This window comes from Streptomyces sp. NBC_00683 (assembly GCF_036226745.1).
Classification (GTDB): Bacteria; Actinomycetota; Actinomycetes; order Streptomycetales; family Streptomycetaceae; genus Streptomyces.
In genome coordinates, this window is record NZ_CP109013.1 from 4,067,014 (window position 1) to 4,083,481 (window position 16,468).

Genomic DNA, 16,468 nt, shown 5'->3' on the forward strand with positions numbered 1-16,468 from the left:
CCGCACGCCCGTGCCGCCGATTGACTTCCTGCCGTGACGGCCGACGCCCAGCCACACCGCATCACCCCCGAATGGTGAACATGATGCCCCGTCAACACGCCCGCAGGAACACCGGACAACGATGAACGGCCGCAGAGGGACACCCCGTGCGGGGCACCTCTCTGCGGCCGTCGAACACCACACCGCACTGCGCGGTCCCGCTCTACGCGGCGAGGTCCTTCTCGTCGGGCGAGGCACCACGCCCCGAGCCGGGACGCGGCTCGGGAATCCCGCGCGACTCACCCAGGTCGTCGGCCGAGGAGGCCACCGGCCGGCGCGAGCGGACGAGCCACCCGACCGACCCGGAACGCGACACGGCCGTCACCAGCGGAGTCAGCAGCATCATCGCCAGCGGGGAGAGCAGCAGAGCCACCGACGTACCGAGAGCGAAGCCGCCGATCACATCGGTCGGGTAGTGCACGCCCATGTAGACACGGCAGAAGCCCTCCAGGAGCGCCAGCGCGATCGCTGCCAGGCCGAACTTCCGGTTGGCCACGAAGAGCCCCACCGCGATCGCCATCGCCATCGTCGCGTGGTCGCTCACGAAGGAGAAGTCGGTCTTGCCCGCCACCAGGACATCAAGTCCCTCGTGGTCGTAGAACGGACGCCGCCGCTCCACGAAACCCCGGATGGGGATGTTCACGAGCAGGGCGATGCCGGCCGCGAGGGGTGCCCACACGAGCCCGGCGACCGCCGTCACCGAATCGTCGGCGGTCCCGCGTCGGCGCACGCTCCACCAGCACCACAGGACCACCAGGACCATGCCGAGCATGATCCCGTATTCACCGACGAACTCCATGACCCGGTCGAACCAGGCAGGAGCGGCCTTCGCCAGCCCGTTGATGTCGTAGAGCAGGCTGACGTCGGGGTTCGACCCATCGAGTGCGAGTCCAGCCATCTGCTGCGGCCCCTTGCCTTGTCTGCTGCTGCGACGCACAGCGCTGTGCGTCGCCTTTGGTCGGACCCCCGTGGTCGGTGCGATTCAGTACTGCGTGACGCCGTCGGCGCCATGCCGCGTGACTGTCCTGGCCAGTGCCGCATGGTCAGTGCGCATGCTGTCCCAGTCCAGGGAACGGCCTGTTCGCTGCGTACGTTCCACTCTCCACCGAATGATCACCATGACGTTATCGAAGAGTGACTCATCGTCGCTGCTCAGGGCCCAGGCTTCACGGAGAGTTCCGGCCACGGTCCACGGTCCGTCAGCCCTGCGGGAGGGCGGTCGGAAGAGCCGCGGCTCCATCCTCTGTGACTCTTGTCGCACCGAAGTAGTCAGGGGTGTCGATCTTGTCGAACCGGATCACGGCTCCGGTGAACGGCGCGTTGATCATGTACCCGCCTCCGACGTAGAGCCCCACGTGCCGGATGGCCCGCGAGTTGTTCAGGTCGTCCGAGAAGAACACCAGGTCACCGGGGAGCAACTCGTCCCGCGAGGGGTGCGGACCGGCGTTGTACTGATCATTCGCCACACGCGGCAGCTCGATGTCGACGGTCCGGTACGCGGCCTGCGTCAGCCCCGAACAGTCGAACCGGCCACCCTGATCCGCCGTTCCGTTGCCGCCCCAGAGGTAGGGCGTACCGAGCTTCTTCTGCGCGAAGTAGATCGCCCCGGCCGCCTGCTGCGACGGCGCGACCCGGCCGACGGGCCTGGCGAAACTCTTCTCCAGCGACCGGATGATTTTGACGTAATTCTGCGTCTCGGAGATCGCGGGAACCCCGCCGGACCGGATCACCCGGTAGGCCCCGGCGTTGTAGGCGGCGAGCATGTTGTCGGTCGGATCGCCCGGCACCTTCTTGACGTACCCGGCGAGTTCGCAGTCGTACGAAGCGGCGGACGGAATCGCATCCGCCGGATCCCATACGTCCCGGTCCCCGTCGTTGTCCCCGTCGACACCGTGCGCGGCCCAGGTGCCGGGGATGAACTGCGCGATGCCCTGCGCCGCGGCATGGCTCTGGGCACGGGGGTTCCAGCCGCTCTCCTGGTACAGCTGGGCGGCCAGCAGGGCGGGGTTGATGGCCGGGCAGAGGTTGCCCCACTTCTCCACGAGCGGCTGATACCGCGCGGGAACGGCCCCCTTGGCCAGCCCTACGGCACCGCTCGCCCCCGAGATACCGGCGGCGGCGGAGTACGTACCCACGACGAGCAGAGCGATGAAGCACAGGCCCAGCCCGATGCCGCCGCCGAGGAACACCCAGTATTTCCGCACCCCACAACCATCCCCCATTCGGGCGGGGTTCACGACGCGATTCGCTGGTGTGTACGGGTGGATGGGGGCATGAGGGGGCGTCAGGGGCGGTTACGGGGGGTCAGGGGGCGCCGGCGGACCAGAAGGGGGAGCGGATGTTGGGGCGGGGGATGTGCTCCATGCCCTCGTAGGTGGGCGCGGTCGGCTCGGTGGTGGACTCGGCGACGTCTGATTCCTGTACGCAGGGGCTGTCGACCTCGAAGAACACTTGCCCTTCGCCTCCGACGATCAGGCTGACCCCGAAGCCGTCCTTCGTCTGCGCGAAGATTGCTGGCACTTCTGGATCATTGTTGATGGACTTGATCCTGTACCCACTCTTTCGCCAGGAGCGATCCACTACACCTAGGAAACTGCCTCGACGATCCGCGGACACGATGGTCATGACTGCGCGCCTTCGGGTTACGTCACAGCTGCCAACGCTAGTTGTATCGTGCGTCCACTTAACTTCTGGATCAATTTCCTCCAGGACGCCGTCCAGAATTCCGTCAGCTCGCTCGGCAGCTTCCTGCATGTCCATATTGACTCTCTCGCTCCCACCAAACGGGTGAGCACCTCTCGCACACCCTGAAATCACTACAAATACAACTAGAGCGGCAACCATTCTATTAAATCTGCGCACTATCGATACTCCTCAGCCTTGACTTTTTCGGAACGCCCCGCCGCAATCAGAGCAATACTGTGCGCTGACGCCGAATCTCTGGCCGGGTCGAAATACTGAGAATGCGCATCGATGGAAAACCCGCCGGCACCCACAACATGCGGCCCGTCATCAACGCGAAAGCGCTTGGCGCCAAACGCCTCGCTTGCCGGGTCCTTGCCAAACCAGAGATCGTCATCTCCCTGGTCGGCAATGTCTCCCACTACATAGGCGAAGGGCCCGGCCGCTGCACCGACGGCGGCCTGCTGTTTGGACGGCAGTTTGGTCACGACATCATTCTCTGCCGCGCCGACAAAGACGTGCCCCTTCCCCACCCCAAGATCCTCTGCACGATCAACTCCGACCCCGGGACTTCCTACCAGAACAATGTCGTCGACTCCCGGGATCCCCCCGTCGTTCTGCGTTGCTGCACCTACGGTTCGCGACCCGTACGAATGCCCAATCGCAGTGAAGTGGGGATCCCCGCTCTCATTCGTGGCAAGCATCCCACTCATGAATCCATTGAGAGACCTCCCACCTGCCTCCGCGCTCTCCTCACCTGAGACAGCCAAACTGCGCAAACCGTCTGGCGCCTGCGGTGCGTCGTATCCAAGCCAGACGATTGCCGCACTGGAAGGATCGTGATATCGGGCTCCTTTAGCAGTATCAAGGGCTCGCTTAAGATCATTCTTCGCGAAATCTTCATCCAAGGATGTATTCAGCCCAGGCACATATGTCGATACGTTCCTAGCTGTATCCGGGTTGCCATACGAGACAATCGCCCTCCCGTTGCCCTCATCGCTGATTCCGAGCAAAAACATCGGTGGCTCCCCCGGCTTCGGAGCCGCCTGCAACTGCCGATCGATCTCCCGCAGCCCCGCCAGCTGCGTCACCGACCTGTCGTCGTCCCTCCCTTCCAGCTTCCCGATCAGCAGCTGCAGGTTGTCCCGGTTCGCCGCGTCCCTCACGACCGCCGGGATCCCGTCCAGGTTGCCGATCCGGTCCGGGTACACCGCCAGGTACTCCTCGCGCTGTTCCTGCGTCAGGCCCGCCCACCACGCGTGCCGTTCGGCCGGGGTCGCGTCCTGCGGGATGCCGTTCCTCAGGTACGACCTCGCCGCGTCCCGGACCGCCGCCGCGTCCCCCGCCGCGTCCTTCCACGTCGAGTCCGGGACCTTCAGGCCTTCTTCGGCCTTCAGGCGCCGCAGGATCCCCGCGTACCGCCAGTCGACCTCGGCCGCCGCCCGCACCGCCCCCGCCACTCGGTCCGCGATGTCCTGCGCCTTCGCCGTGTTCGGGTTCGGCGCGACGAGCCCCGACGGCGCCATCAGCCCCGGCAGACCGCCCGACGACGCCGTACCGCCCCGGAGCGGCTTGCCGTCGATCAGTCCCTCGCCGGCCGCCGGGTATGTCACCGAACCGTCCGGGTGCACCGTGAACTTCAGAGCAGCCGCATCGTCCAGCGCATCCGCCAGCACCCGCTGCTGCGCCTTCATCTCGTGGGCCAGGCTGTTCAGCGTCGTACGGAGCAGCCCGCACTCCGTGTACACGTACTGGAAGTTCCGGCTCAGTTGCCGCAGCCGCGCCACCGCCGAGTCCGCCGCCTCGCCCTGCTGCGTGTCGCGCAGCCCGTTCAGGAGCTGCTTGTCGATCCGGTCGCGGGCCGCGTCGGCACGGTTGCTCGCGCGGCCCCAACCGTCGGCCGCCCCTTCCAGTTCGGCGCATTTCAGGTCCCGTAACGCCGCCCAGGTCAGTCCCGACGTCTTCTTCACTGAGCCCCGGCCTTGCCTGACGCCGGTGCGAAGGACGACCTCACGGCCTCGTTCGTCGCGCCCTGGATCCGCGCGACGGCCCGCAGTTTGCCCGCGAGGCTCGCGCACTCGCCCTGTGCCGCCGTGATCCGCCGCTCCCACGACGTCCGTACGGTGCCGAGTTCGGCCAGCGCCGACAGGTCACCGGCTCCCGCCGTCAGCCCTTGGTGCGCCAGCGCCAGCTCCGAGGGCACGGGACCCAGGTGCGTACGCAGCGCCTCCGCGCCCCCCGCGGCCCGCAGCCACGGCCCGTCGCTGTGCCTCAGCTGCTCCCGACCGCCACCACCCGCCGGACCCACCGGATCACTGAGCCCTTGCACCCCGGCCACACCCCTCACCCCGCTCCTCGATCATGGAGCGGCACTGTGCCAAACCCGGCGTACGCGACACGCCGGGCCAACTCCCCGCCGAAGCCCTCCGCCCCGGGCCCCCAAGGCACCACCGCCCCCGGCATTCACCCGAACGCGCGACGAGTCGATCCGGGAGTGCGGTCCGGCCGCGGAACCAAGGTGATCCCCCGCAACGTCCACCACCGCGTCCGCAGGATCCGTGCCGCAGCGAGAAGGACCGCACCGTGACCGCAACCCGCTACCTCTACCTCGCCCGCCACGGCGAGGCTTCGCCGGACGAGTCCGAGCTGACGGCGAACGGGCGGCGTCAGGCGGCGCTGCTCGGCGAGCGCCTCCGGGGCAGCCCCATTTCCGCGATCCATCACGGCCCGCTCCCCCGCGCCGCGCAGACCGCCCGGCTGATCCGCGACCAGCTCGAAGACGTCCCCCTGCACGCCTGCGAACCGGCCGGGGACTACCTCCCGTACCTCCCGCAGCGGGACGAGCTCCCGCCCGAGTCGGCGGACCGGCTCCTCGCGTTCGTGGAGCAGTTCCCCGCCGAGGAGCGTGACCGCGGCCCGGAGCTGGCCCGTGCCGCTGCGGCACGGTTCACCGGGCCCGTCGACGGTGACGAACCCCGCCATGAACTGGTCGTCACCCACGCGTTCCTGGCCGCCTGGTTCGTACGGGACGCCCTCGACGCCCCCGCCTGGCGCTGGATGGGCCTGAACCACTCCAACGCGGCGCTGACCGTCATCCGTTACACGCCCGGCCGGCCGGCCGCCGTGGTCATGGTGAACGACATGGGTCACCTTCCCGCCGAGCTCCGCTGGACCGGCTTCCCGCCGGAGCTCCGCCTCTGAGCTCCGTGTTGAGCCGGGCACAGCGGATGGTCGCCCCTCGGCTCCCCCGGACGGATGGATTATCGAGCGCTGCGCACCCAGTACGGGTTGGCGCACCGCGGACTTCGTGACCATGCACCACGTGATCTCCCTCCAGCGCACTCCATCGCGCGCCCGCCGGTTGCTGATGACCGCAGGGCTCGCCGCGGCAGCCCTCGTCTCGTCGCTGCCCGCCGGACCGCCGGCACGGGCCGCCGCCACGGCCGCTCCCGCACCGCCCCGGCCCACGACCGCCGCCGAGACCCGCACCGCCGCATGGCTGGACGCCCACGGGGAGGGCGAGGGGGCGGCCGACAGGTTCTTCCGGGACCTGCCCAAGGGCGGTGACCTGCACAATCACCTCTCCGGTGCGGTGCGGACCGAGTACCTCGTCCAGCTCGCCGCCGACGACGGCCTCTGCATCGACGCCACCCTGACCGCCGTCGCCCCACCGTGCGGCCCCGGCACCCGGCCGGCTGCCGACGCGCTCACGGATGCCGGGTTCCGGCAGTCCGTCATCCGCGCCTGGTCCATGCAGGACTTCCCGGAGGGGGAATCGGGGCACGACCACTTCTTCGCCACGTTCGGCAAGTTCGGCGCCGCGACCGCACACACGGGAAAGCTGCTGGCCGATGTGACGGGCACCGCCGCCGTACAGAACCAGTCGTACCTGGAGACCATGGTCACCCCCGTCGCGGCCGCCACGAGGGAGCTCGCGACCGATGTCGGCTGGGATCCGGACCTCGCCGCCCTGCACCGCGAACTGCTCGCCGGAGGACGGCTGGACCGACTCGTCACCGCCGCCGAGCAGGAGTCGGACACGGACGACGCCGAGTTCCGCGAGACCGCGCACTGCGGGAGCAGCCGCCCCGCTCCGGGCTGCCGGGTCACGGTGCGCAGGATCTTCCAGGTGCTGCGCGACAACGCTCCGGAGTACGTCTTCACCCAGATCGCCCTGGGACTGCGCCTGGCCGAGCACGACCAGCGGTTCCTCGCGGTGAACCTGGTCCAGCCGGAGGACGCCGAGATCTCGCTGCGCGACTACCGCCTCCACATGCGCATGCTGAACTACCTGCACACGGTCTACCCGCGCGCCCACATCACCCTGCACGCCGGCGAACTGGTGCCCGGCCTGGTGAAGCCCGAAGACCTGACCTTCCACATCAATGACGCCGTACGCACAGGGCGGGCCGAGCGGATCGGACACGGCGTCGACCTCGTGCACGAGGACAACTGGCCGCGTCTCGTCCACGACATGGCCCGCCGGCAGATCGCCGTGGAGGTGCCGCTGACCAGCAACGCGCAGATCCTCCAGGTGGAGGGAAAGGAACACCCGTTCCCGGTGTACCGGGCGTACGGAGTCCCCGTGGTGCTGGCCACGGACGATCCCGGCGTGTCACGCACCGACATCAGCCATGAGTACCGCCGCGCGGCCCGCACCTACGGGCTCGGCTATCCCGAACTCAAGGACCTGGCCCGGGCGTCTCTGGAGTACGCCTTCCTGCCGGGCCGCAGCCTGTGGCGTCCCGACCCCGTACGCAAGGGTTTCCGGCTGGTCGATGAGTGCCGGTCCCTGGAGTCGACGCGCTGCGCACGACTGCTCGCGGACAGCCCGAAAGCGCGGCTGGAGGCCCGCCAGGAGCGGTCCTTCCGGGCGTTCGAGGCCCGGCACGCCGACTGAGCGCCCCCACGCACGGAACGCGGGCAGGTGTGCGGGCGACGTGGTTGAGGGACGCCCGTCGTCGTTCTGGGCAGTGGGGCCCAGGGGTCGTCGCACGGTTCGGGCTCTTCCGAGTGGAGCATGCGGCGGACGCGGCGCACGAGCCCCGGTTCGCCGCAGCCGACCGCGGCATCCACGCCGGCGCGTCCATGGTGGTTCTCTGCGGAGACTGCGGCCGAGGAGGGCGAGGGCGTACATGGGTTGACCTGCGACGGCTCGGGGTGAGGTGGACCGGGCGTTTTGACGCTGGCCGGCGCCCTGTGCGACGTCAAGCAGGGACGCCGAGCGGTGGGTGCTCGAGTACGCGGGGCTTGTACTCGACCAGCTGGATGCGGCCGTCGAAGGTGCGGTGCCCGATCATCTCGAGGGCAATGTCCGGATAGCCGTCGTAGATGCGTTCCTCGCCCGTGGCCCCGGTGATCACCGGGAACATCACGACCCGGAAGCGGTCGACGAGTCCGGCCCGTAGCAGGGACCGGCACAGGCTGAGGCTGCCGATCGTGCTGAGGAGCCCCGAGCCACTCAACTTCATGGCGCGGACCGCCTCGACGGCGTCGTCGCGGACGAGCGTGGAGTTGGCCCACGTCAGTGGCTCCTCGAGTGAGGAGGAGAACACCACCTTGGACGCTTGCGTGAGCTCGTCGACGGACGCCTCTTCCTCGGGCCTGAACTCGTCCTGGCCAGGCGGGACCTCGCCTGCGGCGAAGCCCGACATGAGGCGGTAGGTGTTGGCTCCCATCAGGTAGGTGACCTCGGGCTGCTCACCGAGCCAGGCGAGGTACTCCGGGCCCTCGAGGCCCCAGAACCCGGGCCATCCCTCTCCCGACGCGTGGCCGTCGAGGGAGGTGATGAAGTCGACGAGAAGCTCCGACATGGCGGTGTCCTTTCCTGGGGTGACACGAGCTTGGACCGGCCGGGAGCCACAAACTCATCGGCCACGCTGCGGAGTAACGAGAAAACACCCATGCCGCTGAAGCCGATCAGGCTGCCCGCGTCCGGCCCCGTGAGCTCCCCCCGTCCGCCACCCTCGCCACTCCGTTCCACCACGGCGCCATAGCGCCCGCCAAGGACACACGTGAATGACCAACTGGCGTTACTGTGACATGAGTTGCTGCACAACCAGCAAAGCGCCGGGCATCGGAGGGGGAGCCGTGACGAGGGCGCGTATCGGGGACTACGTGATCGTGCGCGAGATAGGCAGCGGCGGCATGGGCTCGGTCTATCTGGGGCGCTCGCGTGGCGGACGGGAGGTCGCCATCAAGGTGATCCGGCCCGAGTACGCGGCCGACCCCCGGTACCGAACCCGGTTCCGCAAAGAGGTCGAGGCCGCCCGCAGGGTCGGCGGCTTCCACACGGCTGCCGTGGTGGACGCCGACCCTGACGCGCCTGAGCCGTGGATGGCCAGTGCGTTCGTCAAAGGGCCGACGCTTGCCGACGAAATCCGGCAGCGCGGCCCGTTGGGCGAGGCCAGGCTGTGGGCTCTGGCAGCGGCGCTGGCCGAGGCACTGGAGGCGATCCACTCCTGCGGGCTCGTGCACCGCGATCTCAAGCCGGCCAACATCGTCCTCGCCGAGGACGGGCCGCGCGTCCTGGATTTCGGGATCGCCCGCCCGCTGGAAGGCACGCGGTTGACCGTCGACGGCGGCGTGATCGGCACCCCCGGGTTCGTCGCGCCGGAGCAGGTGCAGGGCCACCGCGACATCACCGGCGCGTGCGACGTCTTCGCTCTCGGCGCCGTACTGGTCGCGGCGGCGGGCGGCAGCGCGTTCGGGCACGGCGAGGCGTACGGACAGATGTACGCCGCTGTACACACGGAGGCCGACACGTCAGCGGTGCCGAAGGCGCTGCAGCCCCTGGTGCGCGCATGCCTGCACAAGAATCCCGAACAGCGACCGTCTCCGCGGTTGTTGCTCGACCTGTGTGCGAACGGCGGAGCCGACGACCATACCGCCCCGGTTCCCGACGGCTCCGCCCACGCCCCTACGGAGACGGCGACCCGGCCCGCGCCGCCCCCAGTACCCCCTGGTCTGTCGCCCGTGGCCGTCTATCAGCGTGACCCGAAGGACTGGAACCGGCAGGTGCTGCGGAACCTGCTCTACATACTTCTGCTCGTCGCGCTGACCACACTGAACATCACGGTCTTCCACCTGCCGGACGCGGTGACGGGGCTGAGCGTCTTCGGTGTGTTCCTCGTGCTCATACGCTTCATCGGCTTGACCAGCACGGGCAAGGAACGGCTCCTCGTCAACGACCTGGGCATCGGGGTGGGAGCCCCGGACAACCTGATCGTGCTGCGCTGGTCCGGCATCGCTGCCCTGGAGCTGGATGCCGAGGAAGCCTGGCTGACCCTGCGGCTCAACTCAGGGCAGCAACTCCCCATGGGCTTCCAGCACCCGACGTGGGTCCTCGCCCGCGAGGCCAAGGGCTTCACCCGAATCCACACGGGTCTGCTCCACCCGGCCGCCGAAGCGCCCCCGCTGTCGGACACGCTTCGCGCCCTGGCCAGTCGCCACGGAGTCCCGCTGACGGGCCCCAGGTCCGACTGAAGGCGAAAGGTGCGGCGGCCTCCACGTGCGCTAGGGCAGGCCGTCCCGCTGACCCCCTACGCATTCGACCCACAACACCACCAGCCGGCCGCCCGACTGGTGACAGAATCCGATGATGACCTCATCCTCAGAGACGATCGACGCGTCCGTGGCCGGCACCTGGAAGCTCGGTGACCTGACGGTCAACCGCATCGGCTTCGGCACCATGCGCCTCCCGCAGAACGGGCCGGCCTTCGCACGCGGCGACTCCGGCGACCGGGGGCGGGCCATACGTGTCCTGCGCCGTGCCGTCGAGCTCGGCGTGAACCACTTCGACACCGCCGCCTTCTACTTCTCGCCCCTGCGGTCCGCCAACGAGCTCATCAACAGCGCGCTCGCCCCGTACACCGACGACCTGGTCATCACCACCAAGGTCGGACCGGGCCGTGATCCCTCCGGTGAGTGGATATGGGCCGACCCGGACCAACTGCGCGGGCAGGTGGAGGAGAACCTGCGCCAGCTCGGACGCGACCACCTCGACGTGGTGAACCTGCGCATCGCCCGCAGCCACACGTCCTCGTCCGTCGCCGAGCACTTCGGGGCACTGGCCGAACTGCGTGAGGCCGGGCTGATCCGCCACCTGGGCATGTCCAACACCTCGCCGGAACAGCTCGCCGAGGCCCAGGCCATCGCACCCGTGGTCTGCGTCCAGAACATGTACGGCATCGGCTCCCCGCCCGAGCACCACGCCCTTCTGCGCCACTGCGGCGAGCAGGGCATCGCGTTCGTGCCGTTCTATGCGATCGCCGGTGCCGGGCGCGAGGCGGGAGCCACCACCGCCGACGGCGAGGCGGTGCTCACGGTCGCACGCAACCACGGCGCGACGCCGACCCAGGTGCGCCTGGCATGGACCCTGCACCAGGGACCGCACGTGCTGGCCATCCCCGGCACCGGCAACCCCGACCACCTGACCGAGAACGTGGCCGCCGGTGCGCTGCGCCTGACGACCGACGAGCTGGCCCTGCTCGCCGCATGACCGGGCAGATCCTCCGATGGAACTTCTTCATCGGCGGCCACCTGAGCACCTCCGTCCCCGTACGCCTGGTCGAACGCACGGACGAGGGGCAGCTGGTGTGGCTGGAGACCGGCACCCCGATGTGGCATACGGAGCTGCCCGGCGGCGCCCACCTCAGGGACATCCCGCCGCACGACCGTCCCGCCGGGGGCTATCCGGCGAAGGCCGGCAGGTGGCCCATGGGCAGTGCCCTCATCCACCAGCCGGCCGGGGCGGGCCACGCGGTGTTCTGGTTCTTCGGGCGGCGGCAGAAGTTCCGCGGCTGGTACGTGAACCTCGAGCACCGCGTCCACCACGGCGAGGACATCGACGTCGCCGACCATGAACTCGACATCAACGTGGCGCCGGACCGCACCTGGCAATGGAAGGACGAGCGGTCGTTCGCCGAGAAGACGGGGCACCCCGCCTACTGGTCGGCCGACGAGGCGGCAGCGATCCGCGCCGAGGGCGCGAGGCTGGCCGGGCTCGCCGAAGCGGGAACCTTCCCGTTCGACGGTTCCTGGTGCGATTTCAGGCCGCCGAAGCACTGGACGACCCCGCCCCTCGCCGCGGCCCCGGCCCGGACGGTCCTCTGATCCTGCGGGAACCTCGAGCCCTTCCCCGTAGGCCACCTGATGACGCGTCGGCCGGAAGCCACCGGCGCGCTCACGGCTCTCGAACAGCGCATACGAACACTCCGCAACCGGCGAACGCTGCAACCGCACCCGTAACCCATGGCCACCGTCGTTGCTAGCGGTCACACCGCGTGATACACAGAGTAACCATGCATATGCGCCCAGATCTCCGTACGAGCCGCAGGTCAGGGCGGCCGCCCCGGTCAAACGTGCGAGATCCGGGTAAAGAGAGCGGGAAGGCGTCGTGCTGAGCCGGTTTCATCAGCGAAGATAGAGGGCGACCCGTGCCGTACGGCACGGGCGGCGAACTACCCATCAGGGGCGGTGACTTACATGATCCTGGCAGCTGAAAAGGGCGACATCACCACCATCATCGGCGGAATCGCCCCGAACTGGGGGCCGTTCGGGACCCTGGGCAACGAGGCACGCATCATGATCGAGGTGGTGATGGCGGTAGCCATCCTGCTCTGCCTCGGCATCGCGATCTGGGGTGCGGCCAAGCAGCGCATCGGCGCGACGGCCCTGCGCGACACCTTCAGCGCGGAACAGGGCAAGGGCCTGATCGTGGCGGGCCTGACCGGAGTCTTCATCATCGGCTCCCTCGGCACCCTGTTCACGATTGTGTACGGGATGGCTGTCTGACCCGCTTTCGGCCTCCCTGCCCTGGGCTGTCCCGCCCACCCCACACCACCCGTCCGTCGTGCCCACCGGCAGAGGTTGCGTCCCCTGATGTCGAGTCACCACACCGCGCCCACGCGGGAACCAGCACAGCTACCGTCGTACTACGCGGAACTGCACACGGCTGAGGGGGCGTACACGGCATGAGCCAGGGCGACGAGCGCGGATACGGTGACGAACCGGGCGGCCGTACGGATGACATGTACAGCACGCTCGGCGGCACGCGCCAGACCCGTACGCGGCTTCCCGGCGGTGACGAGGGCGACGGCTACGGACGCCGGCCCGCCCGGAACTCCCGCTCCCTGGTGATGATCGTGGGCGTGGTGGTTCTCCTCATCGCAGCTATCGCGTTCGCGAACCAGAGCGGGAACGGGGACGAAGGATCCGGCGGCAGCGGGAAGGAACCACCCGCCGCCGGCGCCGGACCCACGGCTGCGACGGGCACGAAGCCGGTGCAGGGCAAGAACGGCACGATCGCGTCGGGCTTCGCGCATGACGAGCAGGGGGCGCAGAGCGCGGCGGCGAATTACGCGGTGGCGCTGGTATCGGCCGAGATCCTCCAGCCGGACCGCCGGGGCGTGATCGTGCGCCAAATCTTCATCGCGGAGCGGGTAGGCGAGCTGGAAGCCAAGTTCAATCAGGCGTACAGCAAAGACTTCCTGGACAAGGTCGGCCTCGACGCGAACGGCAACGCAGCCGAGGGGATGACGTACGTCTCGAGAACTGCGCCCGTCGGAACGAAAACAGTCGCCTACTCGGCGGAGTCCGCCACTGTCGAGGTGTGGTGCACCGGCGTCTTCGGTACCGCCGGTGTCAGCTCCACCAACCCGGTGAGCAACGACTGGTTCACCATGACGCTGAAGCTCCAATGGGCAGGCAACGACTGGAAGGTCGACAGCTTCTCCCAAAAGGAGGGCCCAGCCCCGGTGAACACCGACCGTACGGCCTCCAATGCCGACGAGATCGCCAAGGCAGTCGAGGAGTACGGAGGGTTCACGTATGCCCGTTAGTTCGCGTTCTGCGCTCCGGGTCGGCGCTGCACTGGCCAGCGCCCAGGCGGCATTGGTGGTCTTTGCGAGCCGAGCTGTCGCTGCCCCGTCCCCGACGCCCTCGCCGTCCGACAAGGACAAGTGCGACCTCATCGTCGGCCCCGCCAAGGACTACTGCGAAGGCGGAGAGGGCGGCAGCCCCTCCCGCCGCGCTCCCACCGTCACCGACGACGCCCTCGACCCCCTCTCCTCCCTGGCCCGCGGCTGCGCCGACGCCGCGTCCTGGACCGTCGGCAAGCTCAGTGAGGCCGTCGAGGGCACCGCCACCGTCGACTTCACGAACCAGCGGTTCCTCCAGCAGTACGCCGTCGTCTTCGCGGCCTCCACCATCCTCACGCTCGTCCTGTGGCTGCTCGCCGTGGCCAAGCGCGCGATCCGCGGCGTTCCGCTGACCACCGCGATCTCCGAGGCCATCGGCTTCCTCTGGCTGACCGTCCTGGCCTCCGCGTTCACGCCGCTCATCCTCTACACCGTCGTCTCCGCGACCGACGGCGTGACCGAAGGCATCGCGACGGCCACCGGCGGCCAGACGGACGTCTTCTTCGGTTCGTTCGCCGAGGCGCTCAAGAAGGGCACCGACATCGGCGGCGGCCCGATCATGCTGATCGTCGTCTCGCTCGTGTCGATCCTCGCCGCCGGGATCCTGTGGCTGGAGCTCGTCATCCGGGCCGCCCTGCTCTACGTCGGCGCCCTGCTCGGCGTCGTCGTGTACGCCGGGCTCGTCGACAAGAACATGTGGGGTCACGTCCGCCGCTGGGCAGGCATCATGATCGCCGTGATCATGGTCAAGCCGGTCATCGTGATCGTGCTCGGCCTGGCCGGCGCGCTCTCCGAGGACGACGGGCCCAACGCCATGTCCGCGGTCGTGTCCGGGCTCGCCATCATCCTCCTGGCCATCTTCGCGTCCGCCATGATCTACCGCTTCGTCCCCGGTTTCGGCGACGAGATCCAGGGCGCCCGTACCAACCGCAAGCAGGCCACCGACGGCTCCCAGGCCGCCGCGCTGATCAGCTCCCCTGCCGCGCTCGTCTCCCAGGGCATCAAGACCCACAGCGGACGCGGCGGCGGCGAGGGAGGCGGTGGAGGCGGCGGTGCCCGCCCCTCCAACCCCGCCAGCGGCGGCGTGGCCGCGCACAGCTCCCGCGGTTCGGGGAGCGGGGTCGGCGGCGGATCTGTCCCCTCCGCCGCACCTCCGCCCCGCAGCGGGTCCGGGCCCACCTCCGGGACCCCCCACGGCAGCCGCTCCTCGCGAGGCGGTTCAGGCAGCACAGGTAACACGAGCACAGGAGGTGGAGGGCGTTGACGACCCAGTCCCACACGATCGCGCCCCGCCGTACGTATCTCATCGGCCGCGCCAGGCCGAACGCGATCGTCGGCAAGAACCGTGAGACGGGCGAGATCGCGCTGATCATCGCCGGCGCGTTCCTCGGCATGATGAGCGGGCTCCTCGTCCCGGTCCTCTCCCTGCGGATCGTGGCCCTCATGGGCTTCCCCATGCTGGCCCTGGCCGTCGTGTACGTCCCCTTCAAGGGCCGCACGTTCTACAAGTGGTTCGAGATCAACCGCAGCTTCAAGCGCACCCTGCGCCGCGGTACGACCTACCGTTCCGCCGCCATGGAGGCGGGGGTCAGCGCCGACGGGCGTGAGGTGGAGATCGGCCCGCCGCCCGGCATCGGCCGGATCAGCTGGCTCGCCGCGCCGTTCGGACCGGACGAGATCGCCGTGCTCCTGCACGCCGACCGCCGTACCGTCACCGCCGCGATCGAGATCGAGGGCCCCGGTGTCGGCCTGCGCGACAGCGAGGACCAGGAGGCCCTGGTCGACAGGTTCGGCACCCTGCTCAAGCATGTGGCCAACGGCGACGGCTTCGTGACCCGCATCCAGATGCTGGCCCGGACGCTCCCCGCCGACCCCGACGCCCACGCGAAGGACGTCGCCCAGCGCGGCGACAAGGGCGCGCCGGGCTGGCTCCAGGAGTCCTACGACCAGCTCCAGTCGATGGTCTCCACCTCCAGCGAGCAGCACCGCGCCTATCTCGTCGCCTGCATGCACTACAGCCGCGAGCTCGCCGCCGAGGCCAACGCCATGGCCCGCGCCGCCCGCCCGCAGGGCCGCCGCAAGCTCGACCGTGACGCCGGGCTCGCCGTCGTCATGGCGCGGGAGCTCACCGACATCTGCGCACGTCTCGCCGAGGCGGACATCCGGGTCCGCCAGCCGCTCGGCCAGAGCCGGCTGGCCTCGCTCGTGCACTCGATGTACGACCCGGACCACCCGATGGACCACATCCAGGCCATGACGAAGCGCAACGCCTGGCCGGCCGAACTGGACGCGGTCGAACCCACGTTCCTTCAGGCGAAGACCCGCGAGTCGACGACCCGCGCCCCCTGGTGCCATGCCACGGCCTGGGTGAAGGAATGGCCGATGACGCCTGTCGGCGTCAACTTCCTGGCCCCTCTCCTCGTCCACACGCCCGATGTCATCCGTACGGTCGCGGTCTGCATGGACCTCGAGCCCACGGAGGTCGCCATCGAGCGGATGCTGACGGAGAAGACGAACGACGAGGCCGAGGCGAGCCGCCAGGCCAAGATGAACCGCACCGTCGACCCGCGCGACATCGCCGCGCACGGTCGGCTCGACCAGCGGGGTGAAGATCTGGCGAGCGGTGCGGCCGGGGTGAACCTCGTGGGGTACATCACCGTGTCGTCCCGGTCGCCCGAAGCCCTCGCCCGCGACAAGCGGACGATCAGGGCCTCGGCCGGCAAGTCGTATCTGAAGCTGGAGTGGTGCGACCGTGAGCACCACCGCGCCTTCGTGAACACCTTGCCGTTCGCCACCGGCATCCGCCGCTGACCACCAACCGAGAGGCA

At 69.1% G+C, this 16,468-nt stretch carries 15 protein-coding genes; 9 read left to right on the plus strand and 6 right to left on the minus strand.

The features are described 5' to 3' along the window. Nucleotides 1-202: 202 nt before the first annotated feature. The 5 genes from OG257_RS18240 to OG257_RS18260 all read right to left on the minus strand — a co-directional run bounded on the left by OG257_RS18240 (nucleotide 203) and on the right by OG257_RS18260 (nucleotide 5,068). Nucleotides 203-937 (minus strand): phosphatase PAP2 family protein, encoded by a 735-nt coding sequence (locus OG257_RS18240; RefSeq protein ID WP_329208780.1) that lies wholly within the window; start codon nucleotides 935-937, stop codon nucleotides 203-205. 301 nt (nucleotides 938-1,238) lie between these two features. Then, nucleotides 1,239-2,228 carry a C40 family peptidase gene (locus tag OG257_RS18245; RefSeq protein ID WP_383187171.1) on the minus strand — a complete coding sequence of 330 codons (990 nt, stop codon included), beginning with the start codon at nucleotides 2,226-2,228 and terminating at the stop codon, nucleotides 1,239-1,241. A 115-nt stretch (nucleotides 2,229-2,343) separates the two neighbouring features. Continuing rightward, nucleotides 2,344-2,883, minus strand: a complete 540-nt coding sequence (locus OG257_RS37250) for a hypothetical protein (protein ID WP_443054430.1) — start codon at nucleotides 2,881-2,883, stop codon at nucleotides 2,344-2,346. Between the two features lie 17 nt (nucleotides 2,884-2,900). Further along, nucleotides 2,901-4,691, minus strand: coding sequence for an alpha/beta hydrolase (locus OG257_RS18255; RefSeq protein ID WP_329208783.1), 1,791 nt, complete (start codon nucleotides 4,689-4,691; stop codon nucleotides 2,901-2,903). After that, complete coding sequence (locus tag OG257_RS18260; RefSeq protein ID WP_443054432.1) at nucleotides 4,688-5,068, minus strand: hypothetical protein; 381 nt, start codon at nucleotides 5,066-5,068, stop codon at nucleotides 4,688-4,690. Before OG257_RS18260 ends, OG257_RS18255 begins: the two co-directional genes overlap by 4 nt. A gap of 236 nt (nucleotides 5,069-5,304) precedes the next feature. Here OG257_RS18260 and OG257_RS18265 point away from each other — a divergent pair, with 236 nt between their 5' ends. After that, entirely contained in the window at nucleotides 5,305-5,922 is a 618-nt protein-coding gene (locus tag OG257_RS18265; protein WP_329208785.1) for a histidine phosphatase family protein, read from the plus strand. A gap of 112 nt (nucleotides 5,923-6,034) precedes the next feature. Next, nucleotides 6,035-7,621 (plus strand): adenosine deaminase family protein, encoded by a 1,587-nt coding sequence (locus OG257_RS18270; protein ID WP_329215166.1) that lies wholly within the window; start codon nucleotides 6,035-6,037, stop codon nucleotides 7,619-7,621. 307 nt (nucleotides 7,622-7,928) lie between these two features. Here the strand turns inward: OG257_RS18270 and OG257_RS18275 are convergent, their stop codons facing one another. Next, on the minus strand, nucleotides 7,929-8,534 hold the full coding sequence (locus tag OG257_RS18275; RefSeq protein ID WP_329208786.1) for a dihydrofolate reductase family protein: 606 nt from the start codon (nucleotides 8,532-8,534) through the stop codon (nucleotides 7,929-7,931). A gap of 277 nt (nucleotides 8,535-8,811) precedes the next feature. Here OG257_RS18275 and OG257_RS18280 point away from each other — a divergent pair, with 277 nt between their 5' ends. From OG257_RS18280 to OG257_RS18310, 7 genes are all read left to right on the plus strand, one after another. After that, complete coding sequence (locus OG257_RS18280) at nucleotides 8,812-10,206, plus strand: serine/threonine-protein kinase (protein ID WP_443054434.1); 1,395 nt, start codon at nucleotides 8,812-8,814, stop codon at nucleotides 10,204-10,206. Nucleotides 10,207-10,318: 112 nt separating this feature from the next. After that, nucleotides 10,319-11,221, plus strand: coding sequence for an aldo/keto reductase (locus OG257_RS18285; RefSeq protein WP_329208787.1), 903 nt, complete (start codon nucleotides 10,319-10,321; stop codon nucleotides 11,219-11,221). After that, nucleotides 11,218-11,835 carry a DUF402 domain-containing protein gene (locus OG257_RS18290; protein ID WP_329208788.1) on the plus strand — a complete coding sequence of 206 codons (618 nt, stop codon included), beginning with the start codon at nucleotides 11,218-11,220 and terminating at the stop codon, nucleotides 11,833-11,835. Before OG257_RS18285 ends, OG257_RS18290 begins: the two co-directional genes overlap by 4 nt. 372 nt (nucleotides 11,836-12,207) lie before the next feature. Then, nucleotides 12,208-12,516: a hypothetical protein gene (locus tag OG257_RS18295; protein WP_014047394.1), complete on the plus strand. Its 309-nt coding sequence runs from the start codon at nucleotides 12,208-12,210 to the stop codon at nucleotides 12,514-12,516. 179 nt (nucleotides 12,517-12,695) lie between these two features. Beyond that, a complete protein-coding gene (locus OG257_RS18300; RefSeq protein WP_329208789.1) occupies nucleotides 12,696-13,562 on the plus strand; it encodes a hypothetical protein in 867 nt (288 codons plus the stop codon). After that, the gene (locus OG257_RS18305) at nucleotides 13,552-14,904 is read left to right on the plus strand and encodes a hypothetical protein (RefSeq protein WP_329208790.1); all 1,353 of its coding nucleotides are present in this window, start codon (nucleotides 13,552-13,554) and stop codon (nucleotides 14,902-14,904) included. The genes OG257_RS18300 and OG257_RS18305 overlap by 11 nt, the downstream gene beginning before the upstream one ends. After that, nucleotides 14,901-16,451, plus strand: a complete 1,551-nt coding sequence (locus tag OG257_RS18310; protein ID WP_329208791.1) for an SCO6880 family protein — start codon at nucleotides 14,901-14,903, stop codon at nucleotides 16,449-16,451. The genes OG257_RS18305 and OG257_RS18310 overlap by 4 nt, the downstream gene beginning before the upstream one ends. Nucleotides 16,452-16,468: the final 17 nt, after the last annotated feature.

Bases quoted from the DNA above. Each gene is read 5' to 3' on its own strand.
- OG257_RS18240 (WP_329208780.1), bottom strand. From the start codon at position 937: ATGGCTGGACTCGCACTCGATGGGTCGAACCCCGACGTCAGCCTGCTC.
- OG257_RS37250 (WP_443054430.1), bottom strand. From the start codon at position 2,883: ATGGTTGCCGCTCTAGTTGTATTTGTAGTGATTTCAGGGTGTGCGAGA.
- OG257_RS18270 (WP_329215166.1), top strand. From the start codon at position 6,035: ATGCACCACGTGATCTCCCTCCAGCGCACTCCATCGCGCGCCCGCCGG.
- OG257_RS18275 (WP_329208786.1), bottom strand. From the start codon at position 8,534: ATGTCGGAGCTTCTCGTCGACTTCATCACCTCCCTCGACGGCCACGCG.
- OG257_RS18285 (WP_329208787.1), top strand. From the start codon at position 10,319: ATGATGACCTCATCCTCAGAGACGATCGACGCGTCCGTGGCCGGCACC.
- OG257_RS18290 (WP_329208788.1), top strand. From the start codon at position 11,218: ATGACCGGGCAGATCCTCCGATGGAACTTCTTCATCGGCGGCCACCTG.
- OG257_RS18295 (WP_014047394.1), top strand. From the start codon at position 12,208: ATGATCCTGGCAGCTGAAAAGGGCGACATCACCACCATCATCGGCGGA.
- OG257_RS18300 (WP_329208789.1), top strand. From the start codon at position 12,696: ATGAGCCAGGGCGACGAGCGCGGATACGGTGACGAACCGGGCGGCCGT.
- OG257_RS18305 (WP_329208790.1), top strand. From the start codon at position 13,552: ATGCCCGTTAGTTCGCGTTCTGCGCTCCGGGTCGGCGCTGCACTGGCC.